Here is a 24,746-nt window from a genome sequence, read left to right on the forward strand (position 1 = left end):
GGGTATGTCTGACGCTTGTCTTTAACTAATAGGCTAAACTTTATCGTTTAGCGCGTTAGATTATAGGTCAAGTAGCAGACGAGTTGGGTCTTCCAAGAAGTCTTTAATGGCGACTAAGAAGCCAACTGACTCACGGCCATCGACAATACGATGGTCATATGAGAGAGCTAGGTACATCATGGGCAGGATTTCAACCTGACCATTGACTGCCATTGGGCGGTCTTTAATGGCGTGCATGCCTAAAATCGCGCTTTGTGGCAGGTTTAAAATTGGGGTAGACATTAACGAGCCGAATACACCACCGTTAGTCACGGTGAAGTTACCGCCAGTCATATCAGCCACAGTCAGCTTGCCATCACGGCCTTTGATCGCCAGATCGCGGACTGCTTTTTCGATATCAGCTAGGCTCATGGTATCAGTGTCACGCAGTACTGGGGTGACCAGACCACGAGGAGTCGATACCGCGATGCTGACGTCGAAGTAGTTGTGGTAAACGATATCGTCACCGTCGATTGACGCGTTCACTTCTGGGAAGCGTTTCAGTGCTTCGGTTACCGCTTTCACGTAGAAAGACATGAAACCTAAACGGATACCGTGGCGCTTTTCAAAGATATCTTGGTATTGCTTACGGATATCCATGATTGGCTTCATGTTCACTTCGTTGAACGTCGTGAGCATTGCAGTAGAGTTTTTCGCTTCTAATAAACGGTTAGCGATAGTCTTACGTAAACGAGTCATTGGAACACGTTTCTCGCTACGACCCGCAGCGAGTGGTTGTACCGCAGGAGCCGCTGGAGCTGCAGCCGCTTTAGGCGCAGACTTGATAAAGGCTTCAACGTCTTCTTTAGTGATACGGCCACCAACACCAGTGCCCTTCACTTTGCTCGCATCAACATTGTGCTCAGCCAGTAAACGACGTACTGATGGGCTTAATGCATCGTTAGACTCTTCAGTCGCAGCAGCGGCAACAGGTGCAGCAGCTTCGGCTTCGGCTTTAGTCACTTCTTGACCAGAAACCGCACCCGCAATGAACTTAGCAATCACTTGCTCGCCCAGAACGGTATCGCCTTCTTGGAATAGGAATTCACCGATGTGACCATCTTCTGGTGCAACCACTTCCAGTACGACTTTGTCAGTTTCAATATCAACCAGATTTTGATCACGAGAAACTTGCTCACCCACTTTTACGTGCCAAGTGGCGATAGTTGCATCGGCAACAGATTCTGGCAGTACGGGTACCTTGATTTCGATACTCATGAAAAACGATCCTTTTTTATAAAATGTCTATTACTACAGTCTTAGCTATTACAGCTTTAGGGCACTGTTCACTAAAGATTCTTGTTGGTGAGCATGCAGCTCAGGGTAACCACAGGCTGGTGCAGCAGATGCTTCACGGCCAGCGTAGGTCAGTTTTGCACCCGCAGGGATAGCAGCCCAGAAGTGATGTTGGCTAGAGTACCAAGCACCCTGGTTTTGCGGCTCTTCCTGACACCATACAAAATCGGTCACATGTTGGTAGTCAGCTAAGGCTGCAACCATTTCTTCATGTGGGAACGGATATAACTGTTCGACACGGATTATTGCGATGTTGTTGATGTTTTCTTTACGGCGTTTTTCCAGTAGCTCGAAGTACACCTTACCGCTACAGAACACGACGCGATCGACCTTGCTCGCTTCTAACGTATCGATTTCACCGATCACGTTTTGGAAGGTGCCATTAGCCAATTCTTCCATGCTAGAAACCGCTAATGGGTGACGTAGCAATGACTTAGGTGACATCACCACCAGTGGACGGCGCATTGGGCGCACCACTTGGCGACGCAGCATATGGTAAACCTGTGCTGGCGTTGATGGCACACACACTTGCATGTTGTGGTTAGCACACAGCTGCAAGAAACGCTCTAAACGGGCGCTTGAGTGTTCTGGACCTTGACCTTCGTAACCGTGAGGTAACAGCATGGTCAGACCGCATAGACGGCCCCACTTCTGCTCACCAGACGACAGGAACTGGTCGATAACCACTTGAGCACAGTTTGCGAAGTCACCGAATTGGGCTTCCCAAATCGCCAGGCCACCAGGCTCTGCTGTAGTGTAGCCGTATTCGAAAGCCAGTACTGACGCTTCAGACAATACTGAGTCAGTGATGTCGATTGGACCTTGGTCTTCAGACAGGTTGCGCAGCGGCATATAGGTAGTTGCATCGTTTTGGTTGTGCAGAACCGCGTGACGGTGGAAGAAAGTACCACGGCCAGAGTCTTGACCTGTAATGCGAACGCGCTTGTTGTCTTCCAAAATCGTGGCGTAGGCTAAGGTTTCAGCAAAGCCCCAGTCGAGTAACTTCTCGCCTTTTGCCATAGCAACGCGATCGCCGTAAATCTTAGCAACGCGTGAATGCAGTGGGTGGCTCTCTGGCACGTAGCTGAGCTTGTCAGCCAGAGTTTGCAGACGCTCAAGTGGTAGAGATGCTTGATACGCTTCGTCCCACTCACGGCCAATGTAAGGAGTCCAATCCACTGTGTGCAGTGTCATTGGACGCCATTCTTTCACCACACAGTCACCTTGGTCTAAGGCGTCACGGTAGGTGTTGATCATGCTGGTCACTTCATCCGCACCGATGCTGTTTTCGGCGATCAGTTTGTCAGCGTAGATCTTACGTGGCGTTGGGTGTTTCTTGATCTTGGCATACATCAATGGCTGAGTTGCACTTGGCTCGTCAGCTTCGTTGTGGCCATGACGGCGGTAACACACTAAGTCAATCACCACGTCACGTTTAAACTCATTACGGTAATCAACAGCAAGCTGCGCAACGAAGGCAACGGCTTCTGGATCGTCAGAGTTCACGTGGAAAATCGGTGCCTGAACCATCTTAGCGATGTCAGTACAGTATTCAGTTGAACGCACATCAAAATGATTTGACGTGGTAAAACCAACTTGGTTGTTCACAACGATACGGATGCTGCCGCCCACTTTAAAGCCACGGGTTTGAGACATGTTGAATGTCTCTTGCACGATGCCTTGGCCGGCAATTGCAGAGTCACCGTGGATCGTGATTGGCATCACCTGTAAACCGTCTTTACAACCACGGCGGTCTTGACGAGCACGTACAGAACCCATGACCACAGGGTTAACAATTTCAAGGTGAGATGGGTTAAAGGCCAGTGCTAAGTGCACATTGCCACCCGGCGTTTCGAAATCTGAAGAAAAACCTTGGTGGTATTTTACGTCGCCTGAACCGTGGGTATCGGCATGCTTACCAGCGAACTCGTCAAACAGTTCGGCTGGACGCTTACCTAACACGTTCACCAGTACGTTTAAACGACCACGGTGAGCCATACCAACGACGATTTCTTTCGTGCCCGCTTCACCTGCGCGGTAAATGATTTCGCGCATCATAGGGACTAACGCATCGCCGCCTTCTAATGAGAAGCGTTTTGCACCAGGGAATTTAGCGCCTAAATATTTTTCAATGCCTTCAGCAGCATTTAGGCCTTCGAGAATGCGGGTCTTAACGCTTTTATCGTAGTTGGCTTTACCTAAGGATGGTTCGAGACGTTGTTGGATCCAACGCTTCTCATCGGTATCGGTAATGTGCATGTATTCAGCGCCAATCGAACCACAGTAAGTGGCTTTTAGCGCTTTGACTAAGTCAGCCAGCTTCATGGTTTCGCCGCCGTGGGCGAACGAGCCAGTGTTGAACTCACGTTCCATGTCTTCTTTGGTCAGACCGTGGAATGCGGGATCTAAATCGGCAACAGGTTCACGTTTCCACAATTCTAACGGGTCGAGGTTAGCCCCTTGGTGACCACGGAAACGGTGGGCGTTGATCAGCTGTAGCACTTTAACTTGCTTAGCATCCAACTCAGGATCGGTCACACGAGCTGCGCTCTTATGACGTCCGTCCATCGCTAAACTGCGAAAATAATCACGTACTTTGGAGTGAGCCGCTTCAGGCGCGTCTTTAGAAGCACCGTTCACCGGAGGGAGATTATCAAATACCGCACGCCAATCGTCAGAGACTGACTGTGGGTCTTCTTGATAGGCTTCATACATCTCTTCTACGTAGGTCGAATTTGCACCACTTAAGTGAGATGATTCGAGCCAGGCTTTCATGATGCCTTGGTGCATTGCTATTCCTTTCAAACTTTATACACGTGCTTAGCCATAGTTTTTATATGCAATCTCAAGCAATTACCTTCGATGCATAAATTTTGCCGCCCCTAGATATCCAGATTTCACGGCGCGTTGTCTTCCATTACATACACAAAAGAGCCACCTTCTATACCCAGAAAGTGACTCTTCGAGAGCTATATTATTATTGATTTAAGCTCGGGTTCTCGCATTACACAGCTCGCTTAAGCAGCATTGACTTAATGTGACCAATTGCTTTAGTCGGATTAAGTCCTTTTGGACAGACGTCAACGCAGTTCATGATGCCGTGGCAACGGAACACGCTGTAGGCGTCGTCCAGCTCAGAAAGACGTTCTTCTGTCGCTGTATCGCGGCTGTCGATCAAGAAACGGTAAGCGTGTAGCAGACCGCTAGGACCGATAAACTTATCAGGATTCCACCAGAACGATGGGCAAGCCGTAGAACAACATGCACACATGATACATTCGTACAGACCATCTAAATGCGCACGCTGTTCAGGTGACTGTAAATGTTCACGGGCTGGCATCTTCTCATCGTTGATGAGGAACGGCTTGATCTTCTCGTACTGCTTGTAGAACTGAGTTAAATCAACCACTAAGTCACGTACGACTGGCATACCTGGCAGTGGACGAATTTCCAACTTCTTACCTTTGAAGGTAGAGATTGGTGTAATACAAGCCAGACCGTTTTTACCGTTCATGTTCACACCGTCACTACCGCAAACACCTTCACGGCATGAGCGACGGAACGCTAACGTTGGGTCCTGTTCTTTCAACTTGATCAGTGCATCAAGCACCATCATGTCAGAGCCTTCAGCCACTTCGAGGCTGTAATCCTGCATGTAAGGTTTTGTATCTACATCAGGATTGTAACGATAAACTGCAAATTCCAATTTCATCTTTGCAACTCCTAGTAGGTACGTTTCTTCGGCGGGAATGCTTCACGTAACTTAGGCGCCATATTCACAGCACGACGGTCCATGGTTTCAGTCACAGGGTCAAACAGGGTGTGACATAACCAGTTATCATCATCACGCTCTAAATAGTCTTCACGTGAGTGAGCGCCACGGCTCTCTGTACGGAAGTTAGCGGCATAAGCGGTGGCAATTGCCGTCGCCATCAGGTTGTCTAACTCTAAACATTCAATACGTTGAGTGTTGAATTCACGAGAGTTATCAGACAACTTGGCATTTTCTAAACGCTTACGGATAGCTTTTAACTGCTCTAAACCTTCTGCCATTGCATCGCCACGGCGGAATACAGAGAAGTTTAATTGCATGCAAAGTTGTAAATCTTTACGGATTTGCGCTGGATCTTCGCCAGACTTGTTGCTTTCCCAGCGGTTTAAGCGTGCTAAAGTCGCTTGAATTTCCGCATCGGTCGCATCTTTTGGATCCGCAGTCTCATCGAGTGCTTTACCTAAGTGTTGACCCGCTGCGCGGCCAAAGACCACTAAGTCGAGCAGAGAGTTACCGCCTAAGCGGTTAGCACCGTGTACAGACACACAGGCAATCTCACCTACCGCGAATAAACCAACCACATCTTGCTCGCTGCCGTCGTCATTCTTACGAATAACTTGACCGCTCACCTTCGTTGGCAGACCACCCATCATATAGTGACAGGTTGGCAGTACTGGGATTGGACCATCGGCCGGATCGATATGCGCGAAGGTACGAGAAAGTTCACACACGCCTGGTAGACGGGCTTCTAAGGTCTCTTTACCTAAGTGATCGAGTTTCAGCAAGCAGTGTGGGCCTAATGGACCATCTAAACCACGGCCTTCACGGATTTCAGTCATCATAGAACGTGCTACCACGTCACGAGATGCTAAGTCCTTGGCGTTTGGTGCATAACGCTCCATGAAACGCTCGCCGTCTTTGTTCAGCAAGTAACCGCCTTCACCACGACAACCTTCAGTCACAAGTACACCCGCACCAGCGATACCGGTTGGGTGGAATTGCCACATTTCCATATCTTGCATTTGAACGCCAGCACGCATCGCCATACCAACACCGTCACCGGTATTGATGTGTGCGTTTGTGGTTGATGCGTAGATACGACCAGCACCGCCTGTAGCAAGTACAGTAGCTTTGGCTTTGAAGTAAACGATTTCACCGGTTTCGATTTCAATCGCAGTACAACCTACGATGGCACCGTCTTGGTTTTTCACTAAATCGAGGGCATACCACTCAGAAAACACTTGAGTTTTGTGTTTAACGTTCTGTTGGTATAAGCAGTGAAGCAGTGCGTGACCAGTACGGTCTGCCGCCGCAGCGGTACGCGCAGCTTGTTCACCACCGAAGTTTTTAGATTGACCACCGAAAGGACGTTGGTAAATCTTACCGTTATCGAAGCGAGAGAAAGGTAAACCCATGTGCTCGAGTTCAATAATGGCTTCAGGACCGGTTTGACACATGAATTCGATAGCGTCTTGGTCACCGATAAAGTCGGAACCTTTTACGGTATCGTACATGTGTTGTTCCCAATGGTCTTCATGGGCGTTACCTAACGCAACGGTGATACCACCCTGCGCAGATACAGTATGAGAACGGGTTGGGAATACTTTAGATAAAAGCGCACAGCTCTTACCTTCTTTAGAAATCTGTAATGCTGCGCGCATACCGGCACCGCCGGCACCAATCACTACAGCATCAAACTCACGTACTGGAATACTCACTTAGACACCCCACACAATAACAATGCCGGCCGCCAGATAACAAAAGACGGTGACGACGAAGGTGAACTGTAAAACACCGCGTAACGAAGTGCACTTGACGTAATCCGTCAATACTTGCCATACACCAATCCAGGCGTGAACAAGCAGTGCAACCAGCGCAAGCAGGGTAAACACTTTCATTGGCAGAGCGCTAAACAGGCCGTGCCAAACGTCATAGGTGAGAGGGGAACTACATGCAATAAAGCCAACCATGAAAATGGTGTAACAGGCGAGGATTACTGCACTAGCGCGTAGTAGAATAAAGTCATGAACACCACTGCGTCCAAAACTTGCTGCATTGGTTACCATACCCATAACCCCGCTAAAATTGAAAAGGCTACCGTCAGTACAAATACAGCTTTCGCTGAGGCGGTGCCCGAAGCCAACTCTTCCCAACGACCGGTATCCATTACTAAGTGGCGTAGGCCACCGAATAAGTGATAAGCCAGTGCAGTCAAAATGCCCCACATGATGAACTTCACGACGAAGTTATCAAATAGAGATTGTACGCCTGCGAAACTTTCAGCGGAGGCTAAAGATGAATTTAGCAACCAAATAAGAATGCCAACAGCGAACAGCATGATGACACCGGATACACGGTGAAGAATTGACACAATCGCTGTTGCAGGAAAGCGAATGGTCTGCAGATCTAAATGGACAGGTCTTTGCTTTTTCACGTTCTGCTCACTCAGCTCCATTGAGCATTTTTTTTGTTATGTGAACCGCTTTTGTACAAACTTTAAACCGAGGGGTAAATCAGGGCAAAAGTAAACACAAAAGCAAAGTTTAAACAAACAGATAACTATTTGAACACTCACTTATTTAACATGTAAACAAAGGGTGTTTTAACATCATCGTTTGCAGCCCTTATTAGGCGGAGGCAAGTATACTCGCGCGAAATGTCAAATACAAACATCACAGAATGCAAATTTTGTTTTTTTAAGGATATTTTCACCTAAGTGCCAGCTGTACCAAGGAAAGTAAAGAGATTTATACCATGGTCTAACAAATTTAAACGCTTATTTAAATTGAAATGTGATCTAGAATGGCTGTAAAGTAATGGCGGTTTGACATGCCGCACTCACAGATAAGAACGAAGTAAGGAGAACGGGGTATGGCTGATTTAAAAGCCAAATTAGAATTACCAGGGAACGACTCGATAGAATTGCCAGTAAAGCAAGGATCCGCTGGTTTTGACGTAATCGATATCAGTAAACTTGGCAGCAAGGGTTACTTCACTTTTGATCCAGGTTTTCTCGCGACAGCCTCCTGTGAATCTGCAATTACCTATATCGATGGCGATCAAGGTATATTGTTACACCGCGGCTATCCAATCGAGCAACTCGCCGTTGACTCAGATTACTTAGACCTGTGTTACCTGCTGCTTTACGGTGAACTGCCGACGAAAGAGCAATATGCTGAATTTGTACACACAGTAAAAACCCACACTATGGTTCATGAGCAACTCGCCTTCTTCTTTAGAGGTTTCCGTCGTGATGCTCATCCTATGGCGATGTTATGTGGTGTTACTGGTGCATTGTCTGCATTTTATCAAGACTCACTCGATGTCAACGATCCTCGCCACCGCGAAATCGCCGCTTATCGCCTAGTCTCCAAAATGCCAACGATTGCCGCTATGTGCTACAAGTACTCTTCTGGCCAACCATTCGTTTACCCACGCAATGACTTAAGCTACGCAGGCAACTTCTTAAGCATGATGTTTGCCGTGCCTTGTGAAGAGTACAAGGTAAACCCAATCGTTGAACGTGCTATGGACCGTATCTTCATTCTACATGCGGATCACGAACAAAACGCGTCAACGTCAACCGTACGTTTAGCCGGTTCTTCAGGCGCGAATCCATTCGCGTGTATCGCTGCGGGTATTGCTTCTCTATGGGGCCCTGCACACGGCGGCGCGAACGAAGCTTGTCTACAAATGTTAGAAGAAATCGGTTCAGTAGACCGTATTCCTGAATTCATCGCCCGTGCGAAAGACAAGAACGACCCATTCCGTCTAATGGGCTTCGGACACCGTGTTTACAAAAACTTTGACCCACGTGCCAAAGTGATGCGTGAAACCTGTCACGAAGTGTTAAAAGAGCTGAAAGTACAAGATCCATTATTAGATGTGGCCATGGAACTTGAGCGTATCGCACTGGAAGACGAGTACTTCATTTCGAAGAAACTCTATCCAAACGTCGACTTCTACTCTGGCATCATCATGAAAGCCATTGGTATTCCAACTAGCATGTTCACCGTACTGTTCGCATTAGCACGTACTGTGGGTTGGATTGCTCACTGGAAAGAAATGTTGGATCAACCAGGTCACAAGATCAGCCGTCCACGTCAGCTATATACTGGCGAGACTTCGCGTGATTTCGTAAGCCAAGATAAACGCTAATCGGCATTTATCGATTAAAAGCGCCCACTGGGCGCTTTTTTATTGGGATTTTCATACCCGCCCTTCGATCTTCTTATCACTCCCAGCCACACAATCCCGGATGACCTCGCTTTAGCTTATTTAGCATTTCTCATCACTTTTTAAACTTTTTAGCTACATTTAGTAAGTTTACCTAATCTACAATCTGACAAATTTACGTTAATCTACTGAAATTAATGTATTTTTAACTTTGGCATGTTTTCTGCTTTCAGATGGCATCACAAAAATGACAACAGGTAATACTCTTATGGAAAAGTCAACAATTGCTAAGTTCGCCCTACCCGTGCTGTTAGTGTCAATGTTAGCGGCATGCGGCGAAGAGGAAGTGGCTAAAAAAGAAGAACAATATGCCATTCCCGTCGAAACCACTACCGTGATGCAGGGTAATGTGTCTTCGTTTTATAGCACCACCGCCACCCTAGAAGCCCCGCAAGAAGCTAACGTCGTGAGCCGTATTGCCGGCCTTATCGAAGCGATTAATGTCGAAGAAGGCGACCGGGTGCAAAAAGGACAAATCCTCGCGGTTATCGATGCCAAACGTCAGCAATACGATCTCGACCGCTCCGAAGCCGAAGTGAAAATCATCGAGCAAGAGTTAAACCGCTTGAAGAAAATGACCAATAAAGAGTTTATCAGTGCCGACTCCATGGCAAAGCTCGAATACAACCTGCAAGCCGCCATTGCAAGACGGGATCTTGCTGAATTACAAGTCAAAGAAAGCCATGTGGTTTCGCCCATCGATGGTATTGTTGCTAAGCGTTATGTCAAAGCGGGTAACATGGCGCAGGAATTTGGTGACCTCTTCTACATTGTCAATCAAGACGAGCTGCACGGGATTGTCCATTTACCTGAGCAGCAATTAACCAGCCTACGTTTAGGCCAAGAAGCGCAAGTCTTTAGCAATCAACAGAGCAAAAATGCCATCCACGCGAAAGTATTGCGCATCAGCCCTGTGGTCGACCCACAGAGTGGCACCTTTAAAGTCACCTTGGCCGTGCCCAATCAAAATGCGCATTTAAAAGCCGGGATGTTCACACGGGTCGAATTGAAGTATGACACCCATGAGAATGTGATCACTGTGCCCTACAGTGCCCTGATCAACCAAGACAATAAGCAAGCCCTGTATGTGATTGACGGCAGCAATGCCAACCGCCGCGAAGTCGAAATCGGTTACCGCGAAGGTGACTCGGTGGAAGTCGTCTCCGGTATCAAACCCGGCGAGCAAGTCGTGACCCGTGGTCAGCAAAATTTGAAAGACCAATCCTTAGTTGAAGTCATTACCCCACTCGATTTGGCCTCAGCGAAGAACTGATAGGAGTCTTTCATGTCAATCATCAGCACCTCAGTTAAACGGCCAGTCACGGTATGGATGTTCATGCTGGCCATTATGTTATTCGGTATGGTGGGGTTTTCGCGCTTAGCGGTAAAACTCCTGCCCGATTTAAGCTACCCCACCTTGACCATTCGGACCATGTACGATGGGGCGGCGCCCGTTGAAGTAGAACAACTGGTCTCAAAACCCATTGAAGAAGCCGTCGGCGTGGTGAAAGGCTTACGTAAGATAAGCTCTATCTCCCGCTCTGGCATGTCCGATGTGGTGCTCGAGTTTGAATGGGGCACCACTATGGATATGGCGAGCCTCGATGTGCGTGAAAAACTCGACACTATCGCCCTGCCTCTGGATGTTAAAAAGCCATTATTGCTGCGCTTTAACCCCAACCTTGACCCTATCATGCGCTTAGCGCTGTCGGTGCCTAATGCGTCTGAGGCTGAACTCAAGCAGATGCGCACCTACGCCGAGGAAGAACTTAAGCGTCGTTTAGAAGCCCTCTCAGGTGTGGCCGCGGTGCGTTTATCCGGTGGTTTAGAGCAGGAAGTGCATATTCAGCTCAATCAGGAAAAGTTATCCCAGCTCAATTTGAATGCCGATGACATTAAGCGTCGTATCAACGAGGAAAACATCAACTTATCTGCGGGTAAAGTGATCCAAGGCGACCGCGAATATCTAGTGCGTACCCTTAACCAATTCAATTCATTGGAAGAATTGGGGCAAGTGATCGTCTATCGCGACGCACAGACCTTAGTACGTCTATTTGAAGTCGCCACCATTACCGATGCCTTTAAAGAGCGCAGCGACATCACCCGTATCGGCAGCCAAGAGTCGATTGAACTGGCTATCTATAAGGAAGGCGATGCCAACACGGTCGCAGTTGCTAAAAAGCTGCGCGATGAGCTAGTCAAAATCAACCAAGATCCTAAGCAAAATAAACTGGAAGTGATTTACGATCAGTCCGAGTTTATTGAGAGTGCCGTTAGCGAAGTGACCTCGTCCGCGTTGATGGGCAGTATTTTGTCCATGCTGGTGATTTACCTGTTCCTGCGCAATATTATCCCAACGCTGATTATCTCTATCTCGATCCCCTTCTCGGTGATTGCTACCTTTAACATGATGTACTTTGCCGATATCAGCTTGAACATCATGTCATTAGGCGGTATTGCGCTCGCCATTGGGCTCTTAGTCGACAACGCCATTGTGGTGCTGGAGAACATCGACCGCTGCCGCAGCGAAGGCATGAGCAAGTTAAATGCAGCAGTGACTGGAACCAAAGAAGTGGCGGGCGCGATTTTCGCCTCCACCCTAACCACACTCGCGGTGTTTGTCCCCTTGGTGTTTGTCGATGGTATTGCGGGCGCCCTATTCTCTGATCAAGCCCTCACAGTGACCTTTGCTCTGCTAGCATCACTCTTGGTGGCATTAACTTCGATTCCGATGCTAGCCTCCCGCGAAGGCTTTACAGCACTGCCAGAACTCATCAAGAAAACCCCGAAGGAGAAACCCACTACTAAGCTCGGTAAGTTAAAACACTACAGTGCGACGGTATTTTCCTTCCCGATTGTGTTGCTTTTTAGCTACTTACCGAGTGCATTGCTGACATTAGCGTTAGTCATTGGCCGCTTCTTCTCTTGGCTGCTCGGCTTAGTGATGCGCCCACTGAGCAGTGGTTTTAACTTTGTTTACCATGCTATCGAGTCGGTTTACCACAAACTGCTGGCGATGGCGCTGCGTAAACAAGTCGCCACCTTGTTGCTGACCATTGGGATCACAGGCGCCTGTATTAGCCTGCTCCCCCGCCTTGGCATGGAACTCATCCCACCGATGAATCAAGGGGAGTTTTATGTGGAGATCCTGCTGCCTCCTGGCACAGCGGTCGGTGAAACAGACAAGGTGCTGCAACAACTCGCGATGTCGATTAAAGACAGGCCTGAAGTCAAACATGCCTACAGCCAAGCGGGCAGCGGCGGCCTAATGACCTCTGATACCGCCCGTGGCGGCGAAAACTGGGGGCGTTTACAGGTCGTATTAAGCGATCACACGGCTTACCACCAAGTAACGCAAGTGCTGCGTGACACCGCACGCCGCATCCCTGAGCTGGAAGCCAAAATCGAGCAACCTGAACTCTTCAGCTTTAAAACCCCATTGGAGATTGAGCTCACAGGTTACGATTTACACTTGCTCAAACGCAGTGCAGATAATCTGGTTAAGGCACTTTCCGCCTCCGATCGCTTTGCCGATGTGAATACTAGCCTGCGTGATGGTCAGCCAGAACTTAGCATTCGCTTCGACCATGCTCGCTTAGCCGCCTTAGGCATGGATGCGCCCACGGTCGCCAATCGTATTGCCCAGCGCGTTGGCGGCACTGTCGCCAGTCAATACACAGTACGTGACCGCAAGATTGATATTTTAGTGCGTAGCGAACTGAATGAGCGGGATCAAATCAGTGATATCGATGCGCTAATCATCAACCCCAACAGCCCACAACCGATTGCCCTGAGCGCCGTGGCAGAAGTGTCATTGCAATTAGGCCCATCGGCAATTAACCGCATCAGCCAGCAACGCGTGGCCTTAGTGTCGGCCAACCTTGCCTATGGCGACTTAAGTGACGCTGTGGCCGAAGCGCAGCGAATTTTGTCGGCACAAGTGTTGCCAGCCTCGGTTCAAGCGCGCTTTGGTGGGCAAAATGAGGAAATGGAGCATTCATTCCAGTCACTGAAGATTGCATTAATCCTAGCAGTTTTCCTAGTGTACTTAGTGATGGCGAGTCAGTTCGAATCGCTTCTGCATCCACTACTGATCTTATTTGCTGTGCCGATGGCGCTGGCAGGTAGCGTGCTGGGACTCTATATCACCCAAACCCATTTGAGTGTGGTGGTGTTTATCGGTCTCATCATGCTCGCGGGGATTGTGGTCAACAACGCCATCGTACTCGTGGATAGAATTAATCAACTACGCGCCGAAGGCGTGGACAAGCTTGAAGCCATTAAGGTTGCGGCCAAATCCCGTCTGCGCCCGATTATGATGACCACCCTAACCACAACTTTAGGTTTACTGCCGATGGCCTTAGGTTTAGGCGATGGCTCAGAAGTCCGCGCACCGATGGCGATTACCGTGATCTTTGGTCTGAGCCTCTCGACCCTATTGACTCTGATTGTGATTCCAGTGCTCTATGCCTTGTTTGACCGTAAAGAGTTTACGCATACCGCCACAGAGCAAGACAACACGGCAGAAACCACGGAGGCTCGCCTATGAACCTCACCCGTTTAGCGATAAAACGCCCTGTCACCACCAGCATGTTTTTCTTTGCTATCTTGCTGTTTGGTTTGGCTTCTAGTCGCCTATTGCCGCTCGAAATGTTCCCCGGCATCGATATTCCACAAATCGTGGTGCAAGTGCCTTACAAAGGCTCAACCCCGGCGGAAGTCGAGCGCGACATCACTAAGGTGCTCGAAGAGTCCCTCGCCACTATGGGCGGTATTGATGAGCTGGAATCAGAATCCTCCCAAGAGGGTTCGGAAATCGAGATCAATATGAAATGGGGCGAGAACGTTGCCACTAAAAGCTTAGAAGCCCGGGAAAAAATCGATGCGGTGCGGCATTTATTGCCCAAGGATGTTGAACGGGTGTTTATCCGCCAATTCTCCACCGCCGATATGCCGGTATTGACCATACGGATTTCGAGCGACCGCGAGCTCTCTGGCGCATTCGACTTACTTGATAAACAGCTCAAACGTCCGCTGGAGCGGGTCGAGGGGGTGTCTAAGGTCAATCTCTATGGGGTTGAGCAAAAGCAGATTGAGGTCAGGATCAATGCCAACCGCCTCGCCGCCAGTGGCTATTCGGCAACCGAGTTACAGACACGTCTCGGCCGCGAAAACTTTGTGCTGAGCGCTGGCACTTTGCGGGAAAGTAATCTGGTTTATCAGGTGTCTCCTAAGGGTGAGTTTCGCAATCTAGAGGACATTAAAGCCCTAGTGCTATTGCCTGGGCTGACCTTAGGTGACGTTGCCGATGTGCAATTTGCGCTGCCTGAACGGGTCGAAGGACGTCATTTAGATAAGCATTACGCCGTGGGTCTGGATGTGTTTAAAGAATCTGGCGCCAACTTAGTAGAAGTATCTGACCGTGTGTTAAAGGTGATTGAGCTTGCCAAGCAAGATCAACAATTCCAAGGTATTCGTTTGTTTATCATGGAAGATCAAGCCTCTGGCGTAAAATCTTCCCTCTCGGATCTGCTGCTGTCGGGATTAATCGGCGCCTTACTGTCTTTTATCGTGCTGTATTTATTCCTGAGAAACTTCAAGATGACCTTGATTGTGGTGTCATCTGTGCCGATTTCGATTGGTATGACGCTAGCCGCTATGTATCTACTAGGTTACAGCTTAAACATTTTGTCGATGATGGGGCTGTTATTGGCGGTCGGTATGCTTATCGATAATGCGGTGGTGGTGACTGAGAGTGTGCTGCAGGAGAAACAAGGCAAAGATACTAAAAGTGTTCAAGACAATGAAAATGCGGTCATGACAGGGGTTGATAAGGTCAGTCTTGCCGTACTTGCGGGCACTATGACCACGGCTATCGTGTTTTTACCCAATATCTTCGGGGTTAAAGTCGAGCTCACCATCTTCCTTGAGCATGTAGCGATTGCGATTTGTATTTCGCTGGCGGCCTCACTGTTAGTGGCTAAAACATTAATTCCATTGATGTTGACTAAGTTTCACTTCGATATCACGCCGGAGAAAGCACCGGGTAAGTTGCAAAACTTCTACAATCGTAGCCTCAACTGGGTACTGCTGCGTCCTTGGCGTTCTGGGCTGATTTCGGTGGTGATTTTAGTATCCACCGCCCTGCCGTTATCGATGGTCAAACAGGATCAGGAGGATAGCCAAAGTAAGGAGCGCATTTACGTCAACTACCAAGTAGAAGGTCGGCATAACCTCAATGTGACCGAGGCAATGGTGAGCCAAATGGAAGAGTATCTTTATAATAATAAAGAGGAATTCCATATAGATTCAGTGTATAGCTATTATGCACCCGATGATGCTTCTTCGGTGATTTTGCTGAAAAAAGACTTGCCCATGCCACTGGATGAATTAAAGAAGAAAATCCGCAGCGGTTTTCCTAAATTCTCCATCGCGAAACCTCAATTTGGCTGGGGCAATGATAATTCGGGCGTACGCGTCACGCTCACAGGTCGCTCCACCTCAGAGCTTATCCATTTGAGTGAGCAAGTATTACCCTTACTCTCCAATATCAAAGGGTTAGTGGATGTGCGCTCCGAAGTGAACGGCGCGCAGCAGGAAGTCGTGATCCGCATTAATCGTCAGATGGCGGCACGACTGGATTTAAAACTCAACGAAGTGGCTTCTAGCATCTCAATGGCATTGCGAGGCTCACCGCTACGCTCATTTAGGCACGATCCCAATGGGGAACTGCGTATCGAAATGGCCTATGAGAAGGAATGGCAAAAATCCCTCGAGAAGCTAAAACAACTGCCGATCGTGCGTATCGACCAACGTCTGTATACCCTTGATAACCTTGCCAGTATTGAGATCCAACCTAGGTTCGATACCATCAAGCACTATAATCGCCAAACCTCGCTTTCTATCGGGGCGAACTTAGATAACCTCACCACAGAGGAAGCCCAAACTAAGATCAAACAGGTGATGGAAAATGTGCGCTTCCCGAATGGTTATAACTATTCGCTGCGCGGTGGATTTGAGCGTCAGGATGAAGATCAGAGCGTGATGGCTATCAATATGCTGCTTGCTATCGCCATGATTTACATCGTAATGGCGGCGCTGTTTGAATCCTTGTTATTACCGACGGCGATTATCACCTCGATTCTGTTCTCGATCACTGGCGTCTTTTGGGCATTGCTGCTCACGGGCACTCCAATGTCGGTCATGGCCATGATCGGGATCTTGATTCTAATGGGGATTGTGGTGAATAACGGCATCGTATTGGTCGACCAAATCAACCAGATGACACCAGAGCTCGATAAGTTGTCGGACACCATACGCGAAGTCTGTATTACCCGTCTGCGCCCGGTACTGATGACAGTGGGAACAACCGTACTAGGCCTAGTGCCACTGGCAATGGGCGATACCCAAATCGGCGGCGGTGGCCCACCCTACTCGCCAATGGCCATCGCGATTATCGGCGGTTTGTCGTTCTCAACGGTGACGAGTCTGTATTTGGTGCCATTATGTTACCAACTGCTCTACAGAATGCGTTATCGCGCCGCGGTGCGCCTTGGTGAATCAAACCGCATCGCCCAAAAACTCCTACCTTGGACGGTTTAACTAGTTAATGTTTGCGATATAAGTTCGCATTCCACTTGAAAGATAATAGGCTGACTTGCATCAAAACAAGCCAGCCTATTTTTTTAGCAGCACTTAGTCAATAGCGTTAACCAATGGGTAAATCAGTAGGCTAAACCAATGGACTAAATCAACAGGCTTAGTCAATTGAGTTAATCAATAGAGTGCGCCCTTGTATTCACAACACAAAAGCGAATTTGAAATAACTGCTCAAGGCCGGGATAAATCTCGTGGATCACTCGGCGCAGCTCAGGCAGCGTCATATTCTCCTGGGCTGCATGTTGCTCTGTCAGCGCCGAAAACAATACAGGCACAACCTCAATCACCTTAATATCACAAAACCAACGGTCAGCTTCGAAGGTCGATACTGGCAAAATTTGCCCCGCAAACACATGGGACTCGGCTTCATCCCTTAAGGTAATGGTCTTAGCCCCTGACAAAATATCCTGCTCGAAACGCTCAAAGAAAGTGATCTTAGTTAACAAGTGACCTCCGCCTATTGCTTTTTAAAGTGTTAAAAATTGATGGCTATCAATACGTTAAATGGGTAATTCACGCTCACTTTAGCGTTAATAAAGTGCATTACCCGTTAAAAACGCCATATTCTAGCACGGCCTAGACCTCGCTCTAGATACAGCTTCGACTGCGCCGTAACAGCAAAACATGGAGAGATTGGCAATATTCAGTTAGAATCCAGCTTTAATTGAGCCACTGGACTCAGCCTGCATAGGCAAAAACCGAATTAGAGATGTTATGAACAAGAAGCAAAAGATCGTTAAGAAAATGGCTAAGCGCGAAAAAGCCAAACAAAACAAAATCGAGAAGCCCAAGGTGGGTGCAAAGCCGCGTTATATTTCTAAAGCGGAGCGCGCGCGTCTTGAAGCAGAAACGCCAGAAGCCGTGGCTTTAGAAGTAGCGCAAGAGATCGCAGGTGTCGACGCTTCTAACGCGGAAGATAAGGCTGCGAGCTAAGCCTCTTTGTGCCGTGACTCTCGGGATGCTCGCACTCGCATAATACGCTCTCGCGTGAATGCAAACATGCCAAACATCAAGGCCACTTTTCAGTGGCCTTTATGTTTTATGATTTTTTATGACTCTTTATGATTACCAGGATGGTTATCTAAGGGGTTACGGCGTATTGGGTTTCGCTTTATCAAAATCCACCGCAGCCGTGGCCGCCTCACATTCCTGCTCTTCGGTCAATTGGCCCATTTGCACATGGGAGGATGAAAACGGACTCGTAGATGAGGGCAGATTTTGGCCAACACAATTGGCAATTTCTTCCTCGTCCCCCGCCAGTAGCTGCTGACACTTATTCTGCGCCTCTTCGGTATCGCTCACGACAGACTGCGCTGCGTTTGCACGACTTGCCAGAGCCACCTTATCGACTAAGCGGTAGGCCACCCACACGCCCATGATCCCAAACAGAATCGAACCCAATACTTGGCCGATTAACACACCGTATACCCCGCCCCACTGCGCGCCCAAATACACGAATGGCACAGTGCCTAACGTCGCTTTACCGACATTGAACAGGGTGGAATATTTAGCTTTGCCCAGATTATTAAACGAAGCATTGGCCACAAATAAAATGCCAGAGAAGGTAAAAAACACCGCGATATAGCTACAGAAAAACTCGATAAGCGCCGCGCTATCGCCTTTCATATCGAACAGGCTCACCACCTGCGATTTAAGCAAGAACAGCAATAGCGACATCACCACCACATACAAGGTACAAAATTGAATCGCTTTGGTTAAACTCTCACGCACCCGGTCGAATCGGCCCGCCCCAAAGTTTTGCCCAACAATCGGCCCAATGGCACCGGATAACGCAAAAATCATCCCAAAGGTGACTGGGATTAATCTACCAAGCACCGCCCAACCAGCAACATAGGCATCACCAAAATCGGCAATCGCGCGAGTCACAAAGGCGTTACCTATGGGCGTAGCGATATTCGTCAGCATGGCAGGCCCGGCAATGGCGAAAATCGGTTTGAGATCGGCAACAAAATAGCTGAAGTTAAACTTACCCAGCAGTTGATGTTTTACGACTACGCCGCGCCCGGCAATGATAAAGACCGCGATACGGGCAAGCACCGACGCCAGTGCCGCACCTTCAATTCCCATGGCGAACAGAAAAATAAAAATCGGATCCAGTACCGCATTAACGCCGCCGCCCGCTAAGGTCGACATCATCGACAGCTTGGCATCCCCAACGGCACGCAGCGCACCGCCAAGGGCCATCGCAAGGCAAATAAAGGGTAAAGAAGGCACCAAAATGTACAAATAACTCTCGGCCAGTTCGGCGGTATGGCCGCTCGCCCCCACCAAAGTCACTAATTCGGGAATAAAGCAGGTCACCACCACACTCACGAAAAGGCTGATTAAGGTGGTCACCGCCGCACTATTGAGCAATAGGCGTTTGGCCAGCTCCACATCCTTTGCACCAATCGAGCGGGAAACTAACGCGCCGAGCGCAATCGACAGGCCGATACCAATAGAAGTCGTAAAAAACGAAATACTGCCCGCATAGCCCACAGCAGCAGCCAGTTCATGTTCACCAAGCAAACTTAAGAAGAAAATATCGAGTAAATCGACCACAAATAAGGCAGAAATCCCCACGGCAGCGGTCGAACTCATCACGAGGATATGACGAAGAATCGAACCTTCAACGAATTTGGCTTGGGTCATGGGGTTGTTTTACCTTGATCTATTGGATGGACTGACATCAAATCCAGTCTGTGGCTCTCGCCACTTTAGCAGTCTCTTGAGTAAGTAAGCCTACCATGAGGCAGCGCACATAATAAATCATTTAAACGATTTGGTTTGTTACGAATAACTTACACACTCAGGCCTTTGCTCTCACAATTGCCTGTTCGATACGACTGACTCCAAGCCATGTAACCAGTCGTGCTTAAGCCTGTCGCTTATCCCACATCCGTGACTCTAGGTTATCGTGCCTAGCTTACTTGCTTAGGTCAGGTCGATGATAACCAGTGGATATCGACATCTCGTTTGGGGGAATTGCCAAACAGGCGCGAGTATTCGCGGGAAAATTGCGATGGACTCTCATAACCCACACGATAAGCGGCTGCAGCAGCATCTATACTCTCGCTTAACATCAATCGGCGAGCCTCCATCAAGCGTAACCGTTTTTGATATTGCAGCGGACTCATCGAGGTCAATTGGCGAAAATGATGGTGAAAGGTCGACTTACTCATTCGGGTCATATCGGCTAAATCATCAATGCTAAAATGTTGGGCAAAATTCATCTTAAGCCACTCGATAGAATGCGCGATGCGTAAACCATGGCTGCCCGCCGACACGATTTGTCTTAAGCGAGCGCCCTGCTCACTGATAAGCACTCGCCAAAAAATCTCTCTTTTAATCAGAGGCGCAAGCACAGGAATCGACTCAGGCTCATCGAGTAAGGCGACTAAACGGCTGAAAGCATTCAATAAGCTTGGGGTAGAATGGCCTAAAATCATGCCTTGTTCGGTAACTGTATCCTTTTGCCTCGCCAAGGTCGTTTGCAACATTAAGTCACTCATCACCGCCAAATCGAGTTTTAGCACGACACCGAGGTAAGGTTTTTCAGCACTGGCCTCTAACACTTGCATGGTGGCGGGTAACTCTAAAGAGGTGATTAAGAATCGACTCGGATCGTAGATCAATACCTGCTCCCCCAAGGTCATGCTCTTCTTCCCTTGCACCACGAGCGCAATACTTGGCTCGACAATACAGACCGAATTGGAGGTGGGTGCATTCTGCCGATAAAACTCGAGCCCCTCGACCTCAGATGATGCCCATTCGACGCCAAGGGTTCTTTTGGCCACATTGTCGGCAAGCTCTTGGGAAAAACCATTCATCATTTGCATCTCGCTCATCAGTTTCACCAATTTTTATCAGTAACAGTCGGCACTCGGTCATCTGAATTTATCTTACTCGCTACCTAACTCGTTAGCATACGAAATGCCTAACAATTGGAGAATTAGGCAAGCATTACCGACGAATGAACTACCCTGCGCGCCTGCAAGTGGCAAGAATAAGGGATCCGAATAAGTGATTTTTTAGCCATTGAATAAAGGAGAAAATCGATGAAACCCATGCATTTTGGATTAGGCTCCCTGCTATTGTTAACGCTTGGGGTGCAGGCAACAGAGCCAGTGCCTGTATCAGTGCCTGTATCAGAGATAATGCCTAAAACAGCGATTGCTGCAGAGCAAATCAGTATTGCCCGCAATGGCACTCAGCTCCCTGCGACGGGGCTCGAAGACTATTTTACCGGCCGAGTGCGCGTTGAGCCTTTGTTTCAGGCCAAGGGCGAAGGTCGCGCATCTGGCGCCTTAGTTACCTTTGAGCCAGGCAGTCGCACCCATTGGCATACCCATCCCGTGGGGCAAACCTTAATCGTCACCTCTGGAATGGGCTGGGTGCAGCAAGAAGGTCAAACACGCCTTGAAATCCAGCCAGGGGATGTGGTGCAAATCCCTGCGAATGTCAAACATTGGCATGGTGCGACGAGCAGCACATCCATGACGCATATCGCCATACAAGAAGCCAAGGCGGGTAAGGTGGTCACATGGTTAGAGAGTGTCTCCCCAGCACAATATGACAAGCCCTGAATCAAGCTTAGCGACTCTTCGCCAAAGCAAGCTAAACCAAAGCAAGTTAAACCAAAGCAAGCTACAAACGCCATGACGCAATCTAAGGAGACTTCGATGAACATTAGTATGACCGCAAACGGCAAAGCATATCGATTTACCCTCCTCGATAATCCAACGGCAAAGGATTTCTACGCCCGCTTACCCCTAAGACTCACGCTTAAGGACTATGCCAATACCGAAAAAATCGCCATGGTCGAGCCAAAGCTCACCAAAGCACAGGCGCCAAAAGGCACCAGCGCTAAACGTGGAGATATCACCTATTACGCCCCTTGGGGTAACTTAGCCTTGTTCTATAGGGACTACGGCTATGCCGATGGCTTAATTCCGCTCGGCACTCTTAGTAACCAGACGAGTAAAGAGATGAGTGATGAATTTGTCGAACTGCTTAGCGGCAAAGATCTCGAGGTGGTGTTCGATAAACAGCCCTAACCATATAAAGCAAAACATAAAGCAAAAAAAGCGACACTGAGTTCGCCTTTTTCTTTTAATTCCGAGCACTTTCGCCAGTGATTGAGTTACTCGCCGACACTGTCGCCATTTAAGTACACAGTATCAGTGACAGGTTCAAACCAATCGACCGCTTTCCCCTCAAGCGCCTCTTGAACGGCCACATGCTGCATGGAAGATGATGCCGTAGCGCCATGCCAATGACGCTTACCACAATTACACCAAATCAAATCCCCTGGGCGAATTGTAGTGCGCTCACCACCTTCACACTGGGTCCAGCCTTCACCTTGGGTGACCAATAGCATTTGCCCGAGTGGATGGCTATGCCAATGGGTTCGCGCGCCCGCTGAAAAATTCACTACGGCCATACCCACCCGCGCGGGTGGCGGCGCATTAAATAAGCTGCTGATCACCACCTCGCCGGTAAACCATTCACTCGTCCCCTTAATCGGTTGTTGTGTTCCTGCGGGGATCAGTGTCATAGATGCGGTTTCTAAGGTATTCATTAAAAACTCCTTTACTGACATTGTCTTAAACTGATTTAAAACTGAGGCGGCATGGGGAATGGTCCGCAAACCGCCCTTTTAACAAATGAGATAATCTTCTTAAGCCTAGAAGGAAGATGCCTGCATATCGATCACAAACCGGTAATGCACGTCGGATTTTTCCAGCCGTTCGAAGGCTTCATTAATCTGCTCCATTTTGATCATCTCGACCTCTGGCAAAATGTTCATCCGGCCGCAGAAATCGAGCATCTCTTGGGTCTCGGCAATGCCACCAATGAGTGAGGCGGCAATGCGGCGACGTCCCATCACCATAGGCACAGTATTCACTTCGGCAATCGGCCCCACTTGACCGACTAAGGTGAGCGTGCCATCCACATTCAATAACGGCAGGTATGGGGTAATGTCATGCTTTGTTGGCACTGTATCGATGATAAGCTCGAAGCGATTAGCGGCTTGCTGCATGCGCTCAAGATCTGAAGAGATCAAAAAGTCACCTGCACCGAGTTCGAGCGCATCGCTACGCTTACTTTCCGAGCGGCTCAGTACAGTAACATGGGCGCCCATCGCGGCCGCAAGTTTGATCGCCATATGGCCTAAACCGCCCATACCAATGACAGCGACTTGACTGCCAGGCCCGACGTTCCAGGTTCTTAAGGGCGAATAGGTAGTGATCCCCGCACAGAGTAAGGGCGCGACTTTAGCAAGGTCGAGCGATGCTGGAATGCTCAGCACAAACTCTTGGCGCACGACGATTGCTTGGCATAGCCGCCCTTGGTAAGCTCTTGGGTGTGCCTATCGACACTGTTGTAGGTTTGGGTAAAACCCTGCTCACAAAACTGCTCTTCACCGTGATGACAGTGAGTACATTCCTGACAACTGTCGACCATACAGCCCACAGCGACATGATCGCCTACTTTGTATTTGTTCACTTGGCTGCCCACTTGCACCACGCGGCCAACGATTTCATGGCCAGGCACAGTGGGATACACCGTCCAGCCCCAATCGTTTTTCACTGTGTGTAAATCGCTATGGCAGACGCCGCTATAGAGAATTTCGATAGCGACATCGTTGTCGCGTAATTCACGGCACTCATAGTGATAAGGTTCTAGCGGGCTTTGCGCCGACGCTGCGGCATATCCAATGGTTTGCATATTTCATCCCCTGTGGATTGAGGCAGAAACGTAAAATGACACGCCTCTGCGAGAAATCATCAAGGCCAGCAAAAGCGCTGACCCGTGAGCTAAATTACAAATACTGAGTGAAAAATTGCGTCAACTTATCAAAGGGGATCAGGTTCACTCTGTCATACAAGTCAACATGGCCAGCACCTTTTACCAGATAGAGTTCTTTAGGCTCTGCTGCGAGGCTGTAGGCTTCTTGGCTAAACTCCAGTGAGTGCGCTTCATCGCCAGCAACAAATAACAAGGGGCGCGGAGAAATCGAATCAATATCGTTAAATGGATAAAAATTCATAAACTTAGTGTTACTGCTCAGGGTCGGATGCGTCGTCAGCTCAGGTGATGATCCCGCTGGCGTAAACTCTCCCCTTGGGGTGCGATAGAAGTCATAAAACTCCTTGGCAATGGGGTGAGAGTTTTCATCGATTTCATGGGGCGTACCGCCAGTGTATTGGGTTTGACCACCGCTAAACTCCACATAACGCTGCGCAGCCGCCTCGGCGATCATTTGTTTGCGCTGCGCTAAGGTCAACGACTTGCCATACAGATGACGGCTAAATCCGCCCATGTCATACATGCTGACGGTGGCAATGGCTTTCATGCGTGGATCAATTTTCGCGGCGCTAATGGCAAAACCACCGCTACCACAGATCCCAAGCACGCCAATGCGCTCTCTGTCGGCAAACTCGCTGGTGCCCAGAAAGTCTACCGCGGCGCTAAAGACTTCGGCGTACATGTCCGGCAGCACGGCATTGCGGGGATTGCCCTCACTCTCACCCCAAAAGGATAAGTCGATAGCCAGGGTCACAAAACCCCGTTCGGCCAGTTGCTGGGCATAGAGCACTGCACTTTGTTCTTTTACCGCACCCATAGGGTGGCCTACGATAATGGCGGCGCGTTTTTCGCCTGCCTTCATATCCTTAGGCAAATAAAGATTGCCCGTGACATTCATCTTGTATTGATTTGGAAAAGTTACTTTTTGCAT

Annotated in this window: 18 protein-coding genes and 1 pseudogene; 7 read left to right on the plus strand and 12 right to left on the minus strand. The window is 48.8% G+C overall.

What is annotated here, in order from left to right:
* Positions 1 to 60 precede the first annotated feature (60 nt).
* The 6 genes from odhB to sdhC form a co-directional block, all read right to left on the minus strand.
* A complete protein-coding gene (gene odhB, locus M0415_RS06785; protein WP_011622415.1) occupies positions 61 to 1,257 on the minus strand; it encodes a 2-oxoglutarate dehydrogenase complex dihydrolipoyllysine-residue succinyltransferase in 1,197 nt (398 codons plus the stop codon).
* A 48-nt stretch (positions 1,258 to 1,305) separates the two neighbouring features.
* Positions 1,306 to 4,125, minus strand: coding sequence for a 2-oxoglutarate dehydrogenase E1 component (gene sucA, locus M0415_RS06790; RefSeq protein ID WP_088211368.1), 2,820 nt, complete (start codon positions 4,123 to 4,125; stop codon positions 1,306 to 1,308).
* A gap of 214 nt (positions 4,126 to 4,339) precedes the next feature.
* Positions 4,340 to 5,047: a succinate dehydrogenase iron-sulfur subunit gene (locus M0415_RS06795; protein WP_011622413.1), complete on the minus strand. Its 708-nt coding sequence runs from the start codon at positions 5,045 to 5,047 to the stop codon at positions 4,340 to 4,342.
* 11 nt (positions 5,048 to 5,058) lie between these two features.
* On the minus strand, positions 5,059 to 6,825 hold the full coding sequence (gene sdhA / locus M0415_RS06800; RefSeq protein ID WP_011622412.1) for a succinate dehydrogenase flavoprotein subunit: 1,767 nt from the start codon (positions 6,823 to 6,825) through the stop codon (positions 5,059 to 5,061).
* Complete coding sequence (gene sdhD / locus M0415_RS06805) at positions 6,826 to 7,173, minus strand: succinate dehydrogenase, hydrophobic membrane anchor protein (protein WP_011622411.1); 348 nt, start codon at positions 7,171 to 7,173, stop codon at positions 6,826 to 6,828.
* Positions 7,167 to 7,562, minus strand: coding sequence for a succinate dehydrogenase cytochrome b556 subunit (sdhC, locus tag M0415_RS06810; protein ID WP_011622410.1), 396 nt, complete (start codon positions 7,560 to 7,562; stop codon positions 7,167 to 7,169). The genes sdhD and sdhC overlap by 7 nt, the downstream gene beginning before the upstream one ends.
* 416 nt (positions 7,563 to 7,978) lie before the next feature.
* On the opposite strand from sdhC, the gene M0415_RS06815 reads away from it, so the two are divergent.
* The 4 genes from M0415_RS06815 to M0415_RS06830 all read left to right on the plus strand — a co-directional run bounded on the left by M0415_RS06815 (position 7,979) and on the right by M0415_RS06830 (position 16,945).
* Positions 7,979 to 9,265 (plus strand): citrate synthase, encoded by a 1,287-nt coding sequence (locus M0415_RS06815; RefSeq protein WP_011716732.1) that lies wholly within the window; start codon positions 7,979 to 7,981, stop codon positions 9,263 to 9,265.
* A gap of 286 nt (positions 9,266 to 9,551) precedes the next feature.
* Positions 9,552 to 10,616 carry an efflux RND transporter periplasmic adaptor subunit gene (locus M0415_RS06820; RefSeq protein ID WP_011716731.1) on the plus strand — a complete coding sequence of 355 codons (1,065 nt, stop codon included), beginning with the start codon at positions 9,552 to 9,554 and terminating at the stop codon, positions 10,614 to 10,616.
* Between the two features lie 12 nt (positions 10,617 to 10,628).
* Positions 10,629 to 13,892, plus strand: coding sequence for an efflux RND transporter permease subunit (locus M0415_RS06825; protein WP_249554809.1), 3,264 nt, complete (start codon positions 10,629 to 10,631; stop codon positions 13,890 to 13,892).
* Entirely contained in the window at positions 13,889 to 16,945 is a 3,057-nt protein-coding gene (locus tag M0415_RS06830; protein WP_249554807.1) for an efflux RND transporter permease subunit, read from the plus strand. The genes M0415_RS06825 and M0415_RS06830 overlap by 4 nt, the downstream gene beginning before the upstream one ends.
* A 170-nt stretch (positions 16,946 to 17,115) precedes the next feature.
* Here the strand turns inward: M0415_RS06830 and yqfB are convergent, their stop codons facing one another.
* Positions 17,116 to 17,448: a N(4)-acetylcytidine aminohydrolase gene (gene yqfB / locus M0415_RS06835; RefSeq protein WP_249554805.1), complete on the minus strand. Its 333-nt coding sequence runs from the start codon at positions 17,446 to 17,448 to the stop codon at positions 17,116 to 17,118.
* A gap of 268 nt (positions 17,449 to 17,716) precedes the next feature.
* Here yqfB and M0415_RS06840 point away from each other — a divergent pair, with 268 nt between their 5' ends.
* Positions 17,717 to 17,935: a DUF2986 domain-containing protein gene (locus M0415_RS06840; RefSeq protein ID WP_249554797.1), complete on the plus strand. Its 219-nt coding sequence runs from the start codon at positions 17,717 to 17,719 to the stop codon at positions 17,933 to 17,935.
* Between the two features lie 156 nt (positions 17,936 to 18,091).
* Here M0415_RS06840 and M0415_RS06845 read toward each other — a convergent pair whose 3' ends face one another.
* Complete coding sequence (locus tag M0415_RS06845) at positions 18,092 to 19,654, minus strand: MATE family efflux transporter (RefSeq protein WP_249554795.1); 1,563 nt, start codon at positions 19,652 to 19,654, stop codon at positions 18,092 to 18,094.
* A 287-nt stretch (positions 19,655 to 19,941) separates the two neighbouring features.
* Positions 19,942 to 20,850: an AraC family transcriptional regulator gene (locus M0415_RS06850; protein WP_249554793.1), complete on the minus strand. Its 909-nt coding sequence runs from the start codon at positions 20,848 to 20,850 to the stop codon at positions 19,942 to 19,944.
* Between the two features lie 210 nt (positions 20,851 to 21,060).
* On the opposite strand from M0415_RS06850, the gene M0415_RS06855 reads away from it, so the two are divergent.
* Together M0415_RS06855 and M0415_RS06860 are read left to right on the plus strand one after the other, a co-directional pair.
* Positions 21,061 to 21,588 carry a (R)-mandelonitrile lyase gene (locus M0415_RS06855; protein ID WP_249554784.1) on the plus strand — a complete coding sequence of 176 codons (528 nt, stop codon included), beginning with the start codon at positions 21,061 to 21,063 and terminating at the stop codon, positions 21,586 to 21,588.
* A gap of 96 nt (positions 21,589 to 21,684) precedes the next feature.
* The gene (locus M0415_RS06860) at positions 21,685 to 22,059 is read left to right on the plus strand and encodes a cyclophilin-like fold protein (RefSeq protein WP_249554783.1); all 375 of its coding nucleotides are present in this window, start codon (positions 21,685 to 21,687) and stop codon (positions 22,057 to 22,059) included.
* A gap of 86 nt (positions 22,060 to 22,145) precedes the next feature.
* On the opposite strand, the gene M0415_RS06865 is transcribed toward M0415_RS06860, so the two are convergent.
* The 3 genes and pseudogenes from M0415_RS06865 to M0415_RS06875 all read right to left on the minus strand — a co-directional run bounded on the left by M0415_RS06865 (position 22,146) and on the right by M0415_RS06875 (position 24,746).
* Positions 22,146 to 22,583, minus strand: coding sequence for a (R)-mandelonitrile lyase (locus M0415_RS06865; protein ID WP_249554781.1), 438 nt, complete (start codon positions 22,581 to 22,583; stop codon positions 22,146 to 22,148).
* 105 nt (positions 22,584 to 22,688) lie between these two features.
* Positions 22,689 to 23,734, minus strand: a pseudogene (locus tag M0415_RS06870) (NAD(P)-dependent alcohol dehydrogenase).
* Between the two features lie 94 nt (positions 23,735 to 23,828).
* On the minus strand, positions 23,829 to 24,746 hold the full coding sequence (locus tag M0415_RS06875; RefSeq protein ID WP_249554779.1) for an alpha/beta hydrolase: 918 nt from the start codon (positions 24,744 to 24,746) through the stop codon (positions 23,829 to 23,831).

Source organism: Shewanella sp. 10B, assembly GCF_023475885.1.
Classification (GTDB): Bacteria; Pseudomonadota; Gammaproteobacteria; order Enterobacterales; family Shewanellaceae; genus Shewanella; species Shewanella mangrovisoli.

What these genes read in the sequence shown, in the direction of transcription:
- odhB (WP_011622415.1), bottom strand. Translation starts at nt 1,257, where the DNA reads ATGAGTATCGAAATCAAGGTACCCGTACTGCCAGAATCTGTTGCCGAT.
- sucA (WP_088211368.1), bottom strand. Translation starts at nt 4,125, where the DNA reads ATGCACCAAGGCATCATGAAAGCCTGGCTCGAATCATCTCACTTAAGT.
- M0415_RS06795 (WP_011622413.1), bottom strand. Translation starts at nt 5,047, where the DNA reads ATGAAATTGGAATTTGCAGTTTATCGTTACAATCCTGATGTAGATACA.
- sdhD (WP_011622411.1), bottom strand. Translation starts at nt 7,173, where the DNA reads ATGGTAACCAATGCAGCAAGTTTTGGACGCAGTGGTGTTCATGACTTT.
- sdhC (WP_011622410.1), bottom strand. Translation starts at nt 7,562, where the DNA reads ATGGAGCTGAGTGAGCAGAACGTGAAAAAGCAAAGACCTGTCCATTTA.
- M0415_RS06815 (WP_011716732.1), top strand. Translation starts at nt 7,979, where the DNA reads ATGGCTGATTTAAAAGCCAAATTAGAATTACCAGGGAACGACTCGATA.
- M0415_RS06820 (WP_011716731.1), top strand. Translation starts at nt 9,552, where the DNA reads ATGGAAAAGTCAACAATTGCTAAGTTCGCCCTACCCGTGCTGTTAGTG.
- M0415_RS06825 (WP_249554809.1), top strand. Translation starts at nt 10,629, where the DNA reads ATGTCAATCATCAGCACCTCAGTTAAACGGCCAGTCACGGTATGGATG.
- M0415_RS06830 (WP_249554807.1), top strand. Translation starts at nt 13,889, where the DNA reads ATGAACCTCACCCGTTTAGCGATAAAACGCCCTGTCACCACCAGCATG.
- M0415_RS06840 (WP_249554797.1), top strand. Translation starts at nt 17,717, where the DNA reads ATGAACAAGAAGCAAAAGATCGTTAAGAAAATGGCTAAGCGCGAAAAA.
- M0415_RS06845 (WP_249554795.1), bottom strand. Translation starts at nt 19,654, where the DNA reads ATGACCCAAGCCAAATTCGTTGAAGGTTCGATTCTTCGTCATATCCTC.
- M0415_RS06850 (WP_249554793.1), bottom strand. Translation starts at nt 20,850, where the DNA reads ATGAGCGAGATGCAAATGATGAATGGTTTTTCCCAAGAGCTTGCCGAC.
- M0415_RS06855 (WP_249554784.1), top strand. Translation starts at nt 21,061, where the DNA reads ATGAAACCCATGCATTTTGGATTAGGCTCCCTGCTATTGTTAACGCTT.
- M0415_RS06860 (WP_249554783.1), top strand. Translation starts at nt 21,685, where the DNA reads ATGAACATTAGTATGACCGCAAACGGCAAAGCATATCGATTTACCCTC.
- M0415_RS06865 (WP_249554781.1), bottom strand. Translation starts at nt 22,583, where the DNA reads ATGAATACCTTAGAAACCGCATCTATGACACTGATCCCCGCAGGAACA.
- M0415_RS06875 (WP_249554779.1), bottom strand. Translation starts at nt 24,746, where the DNA reads ATGCAAAAAGTAACTTTTCCAAATCAATACAAGATGAATGTCACGGGC.